Genomic DNA, 4,653 nt, shown 5'->3' on the forward strand with positions numbered 1-4,653 from the left:
CAATTAGAGTGGTACCGCGAGCAATGCCTCGTCTCTATATTTTTATAGAGACGGGGCTTTTTTTATTTTAAATAAACTAACAATTACAAATGAAAAGGTGGGAGTCGGGATGAAAAATATCGATAAATATTCTAGAGGTTACTTTATGCCCCCAGTGCGATGCTTGAAATGGACAGAGAAGGAGTATATTACAGAAGCTCCTACCTGGTGTAGTGTTGATCTACGTGATGGGAATCAGGCATTGGTCGTCCCGATGAGTCTAGAGGAAAAGTTAGAATATTTTCAGTTACTTTTACAAGTAGGCTTCAAGGAAATTGAAGTAGGTTTTCCAGCTGCCTCAGAAACCGAATTTGCTTTTTTGCGTACATTAATTGAAGAAAATTTGATTCCGGATGATGTGAAAATTCAAGTTTTAACACAGTCAAGAGAGCATATTATCAAAAAAACATTTGAAGCGTTACAGGGTGCGAATAAAGCAGTGGTGCACTTTTACAATTCCACATCTATGGCTCAGCGTGAGCAAGTATTTAGAAAATCTAAGGAAGAAATTATTAATATTGCTGTAACTGGAGCAAAAATCCTAAAGAAATATGCTGCTGAAACCGAAGGGAATTTCCAATTTCAGTATTCTCCTGAAAGCTTCACGGGTACAGAAGTGGAGTTTGCGCTTGAAATTTGCAACAAAGTACTTGATATTTGGCAGCCGACAGCTGATAACAATGTAATTATCAACCTACCAGCTACGGTATCAATGTCCATGCCTCACGTTTACGCAAGTCAAATTGAGTATATGAGTGACAATCTGAGCTACCGAGAAAATGTAATACTATCACTTCATCCACACAATGACAGAGGAACTGGGGTAGCAGATGCTGAGCTAGGAATGCTTGCCGGAGCGCAAAGAGTCGAAGGAACATTGTTCGGAAATGGAGAAAGAACAGGGAACGTGGACATCGTAACACTTGCATTAAACATGTATTCCCACGGGGTAGATCCCAAGCTGAATTTTGAAGATATCCCTACTATTATTTCCAAATATGAAAAATCAACAAGAATGAAGGTTCACGAAAGACACCCATATGGCGGTGAACTTGTCTTTACTGCATTTTCAGGTTCCCATCAAGATGCCATTGCCAAAGGTATGAAATGGCGCGAGGAAGAAGAACGCCAGTATTGGACTGTACCTTATCTATTAATTGATCCGATGGATATTGGAAGAGAATATGAAGGAGATATCATCCGAATTAACAGTCAATCCGGTAAGGGAGGAATCGGTTATATACTTCAGCTAAAGTATGGAATTGATCTACCTACCGAAATGCGTGAGAGCTTTGGATATAGTGTGAAAAATGTTTCAGATCATAAGCACAAGGAACTTATGCCCAATGAAATCTATGACATTTTCATCAATGAATATGTAAATATTAACACCCCTATCGAATTAATCAGTTATAAATACACTCAAAATGGTTATTACGAAACAATTGTATCGATACGGATGAATAATGAAGAACATAAATTTACTGGTGTGGGAAATGGAAGACTTGATGCTGTCAGCAACGCTCTTCAAACCCAACTAGGTATCGATTATACAGATTTGGTTTATAAGCAGCATGCGCTGGAAATAGGTTCAGGATCAAGCGCTGTATCTTATGTAGGAATTACCGCAAAGAATGGTGCTGTATATTGGGGCTGCGGACTTGATACTGATATTATGACCTCCTCAGTAAAAGCTCTGTTTAGTGCAGTTAACAACATGGTATCCAGCTTACAACTTCCTGTTGAAAAAGAATTTATTCATTCAAAAAATAAGTAGAAAAATATTAACGGGTTCCGTTACCTATTGCAAACAAATAAAATGTAAGTTGAAATGTCTATCCAATTATATTATGATTTGATAGACATTTTTTGTTGGTATATAGCGATTTCTATGTAATTACTACTGGGAAATATTGGGGAATGTGTGTTGATATTAGTAAACTGGCTGGTGTACAACTACAAATTAGCCTACATTTATAGGGTGCTTTAGTTCAATATCCCTTCGAAATTAATACGGTGTGTAGCCTTACTTCATAAGAGACTTGGCTATTTTTTTGTAAACAAAAAGCACAGCAAATACGGTGGAAATTGATATGCATTTTACTTTACATATTTAGTTGTAAATTCATGTTTTGCGATAGGAAACGGAACCCGTTAATGGAACGCGTGCTTCCTTTTCCTTTGTTTCTTAGGACTCTAATCATGATTCCAAAAGATGATGAAGCATCCTTTTAGGATCATTTAAAAACTGTTTCATAATCTGAAAATGATTGGTTTCTTCAAGTTTTTTCTCTTGAATGCCATCTTCGCTCAATTCATATATCAGTGAGTTTGGGTACGACATTATGATTGGTGAATGGGTTGCAATAATGAGTTGGGAGTGTTGATTCACTAAGTCATGGATTCTAGTAACCATTGACATTTGCCGTAAGGGAGAAAGAGCCGCTTCAGGTTCATCAAGTATATAGATTCCATTCCCTCCAAAACGATGAACAAAGGTAGAGAAGAAGGCCTCCCCATGCGATTGTTCATGAAGGGATTGTCCGCCAAAAGAGTTGATAATCTTCGGACCTCCACCACCCTGATCCAATTCTTCAATATTCGAAGCCACATTATAAAAGCTTTCCGCACGTAAGAAGAAACCGTCTCTTGGCTTATCAATCCCCTTGATCAATTTGAGATAGTCTGTTAATTCAGAGTGGGAATCAAACGTAGAAAAGTTGAAATTAAAGGATCCACCCTCGGGATTAAACCCTAATGAAACGGCGATCGCCTCCAATAAAGTAGATTTCCCCATTCCGTTCTCACCAATCAGGTAGGTAACCTTGGGATGAAAGGGAAGATGATCTAATGATTTTATACTAGGAAGATTAAATGGATATTTGGTAAATGCAGGTACATCCTCTCGCTTTAAAACTACACTTCTTAAATAAGGGGAATTTATCACCTTACCTCACCTACCTAACTTTTTTACCATCATTCTATCATACTTGAAGGCTAACCTAAGCAAAAATTAGGCTTGGAAAATTAATTTTGGACGATACACACTTTTACAAAAAATAAGCAGAAAAATCACCAAAACATCAATAAACGCCTTCAAATTTGGAGTCGTTTTTTGCCTGACGGGGTCAGACCCCCAACTTGCTAACGTGTTAGCGCACTGAGGGTCTGACCCCGTTTTCACTCCGTGCTCAATCAGGACATTGTTGGATGGGTAGGGCAAGGAACTATTATAGACAGAAACAATGAACATCTCGGGGCTTCAGATGTAGGAATCGTCGCACTTAGAAAGGGCTTAAAGGCGAACTTAGAAGCAGTTGAGAAAGGGCTTGATCCATCAGGTGTTATTAGAGATCCAGAAAAAGCCAAACTAGTCCCATGGCCAGAAGATAGACGTTCTGTGTTGGAAAAAGGATTGCCATTTGAGGATTGGCGTCGAAAAAAACTGCATGAATTAAGGCTAACTATTGGAACAGATTTCTCGAAAAGAGATTATTACGCGTTTAGTGCAGGGCAACCGAGGATGTAAAACAAGAGTATGAACAAGCTATGGGTATAAAAACAAAAGTAGAGTTATAGACAAAATATATAAAAACGGCACTGAACATAGAGTGAACCTTTTTAGGGCTTGGACAGAGTTCGTACTACAGTTGAGGGAAAAGGGCTGGTGTGCATATTTGATTGAATAGAGGTGTAATTTATTGGAATCCTATGAAACTAACATACAAAAAGAAAAAAGCCAACTCCTTGATCAGATAGAAAGAAAGGATTGTTCACTTATTGAGGACTGGTTATACCCTACGTGTGGAGTGAAAATGATTGAAATAAAAATGGAGAAAGGGCGCGCGCGAAGAATAGGCAATGAGTTTAAGAGGGTATACAGAGATACAATCATTGGAACTATTTGTGGAGAAAAGAATCTTATATTATTCGTTAAAGAGAACTCAGAGGGAATGGTCCTTTTAGAAAATCTTTGAATATAATCTGGACTCCTATTAATAGAACAGGCGTCACCTATGCTAGAGAGGTTCAAACAATATCCACTATTAGGTTAGAAGGCGTACGTACATTGAATAGCCTCCAATATAATCGCAATTGAAATAGATGTGCAGCTATTTTAGTATTTCTAATAAAATAGAAATACAGCATAGTTCCTGATACTCCCATGGCTAAAGCTGATGGGTTTCTAAGATACCATTGCCTGTCACCAAGCCTTATTCATATTAAGCTAACGTAAGCAGTTTAGTTTAATTAGCACTAGTAATAGAGGGAAGTTTAACTAAAAAGAATTGTAAATGGTGAAATTTGAAAGGATTTATTTTAGGCATATTTATCGTCTCAATTTTTTGTACTAATCCATTACAATCAAAGGCAGCAATTTTCCCTTGCAGTATAGTCTTTGTGCTTTCCTTAAAGATCTGGCTGCTAAAAAAGTAGCATTTTTCTTTTTCGACTAACGTGGTAGGTTACTTGAAGAAGAGAAACAATAAATACGTTTTAATTGTATAATTTATTCCAATAAATTAACAAAAAAACTGTCCCGACAGGAACAGCCAATTTCAAAAAAGGGTTATTTAGCTGCCTTGAATAAAGCTTTACCTTGGTTGTAGACGA

4 protein-coding genes are annotated in these 4,653 nt (G+C 37.4%); 3 read left to right on the plus strand and 1 reads right to left on the minus strand.

Features of this window, described 5'->3' with window-relative positions:
• Positions 1-109: 109 nt before the first annotated feature.
• On the plus strand, positions 110-1,816 hold the full coding sequence (locus V7659_RS21495) for a 2-isopropylmalate synthase (protein WP_335542117.1): 1,707 nt from the start codon (positions 110-112) through the stop codon (positions 1,814-1,816).
• Between the two features lie 423 nt (positions 1,817-2,239).
• Here the strand turns inward: V7659_RS21495 and V7659_RS21500 are convergent, their stop codons facing one another.
• Positions 2,240-2,986: an AAA family ATPase gene (locus tag V7659_RS21500; RefSeq protein ID WP_335542118.1), complete on the minus strand. Its 747-nt coding sequence runs from the start codon at positions 2,984-2,986 to the stop codon at positions 2,240-2,242.
• Positions 2,987-3,226: 240 nt separating this feature from the next.
• On the opposite strand from V7659_RS21500, the gene V7659_RS21505 reads away from it, so the two are divergent.
• Both V7659_RS21505 and V7659_RS21510 read left to right on the plus strand, forming a co-directional pair.
• The gene (locus V7659_RS21505) at positions 3,227-3,568 is read left to right on the plus strand and encodes a hypothetical protein (protein WP_335542120.1); all 342 of its coding nucleotides are present in this window, start codon (positions 3,227-3,229) and stop codon (positions 3,566-3,568) included.
• Between the two features lie 172 nt (positions 3,569-3,740).
• Positions 3,741-4,016 carry a hypothetical protein gene (locus V7659_RS21510; protein ID WP_335542122.1) on the plus strand — a complete coding sequence of 92 codons (276 nt, stop codon included), beginning with the start codon at positions 3,741-3,743 and terminating at the stop codon, positions 4,014-4,016.
• Positions 4,017-4,653 lie beyond the last annotated feature (637 nt).

The organism is Neobacillus drentensis (assembly GCF_036966985.1).
GTDB classification, from domain to species: Bacteria; Bacillota; Bacilli; order Bacillales; family Cytobacillaceae; genus Neobacillus; species Neobacillus drentensis_E.

Bases quoted from the DNA above. Each gene is read 5' to 3' on its own strand.
- V7659_RS21495 (WP_335542117.1), top strand. From the start codon at position 110: ATGAAAAATATCGATAAATATTCTAGAGGTTACTTTATGCCCCCAGTG.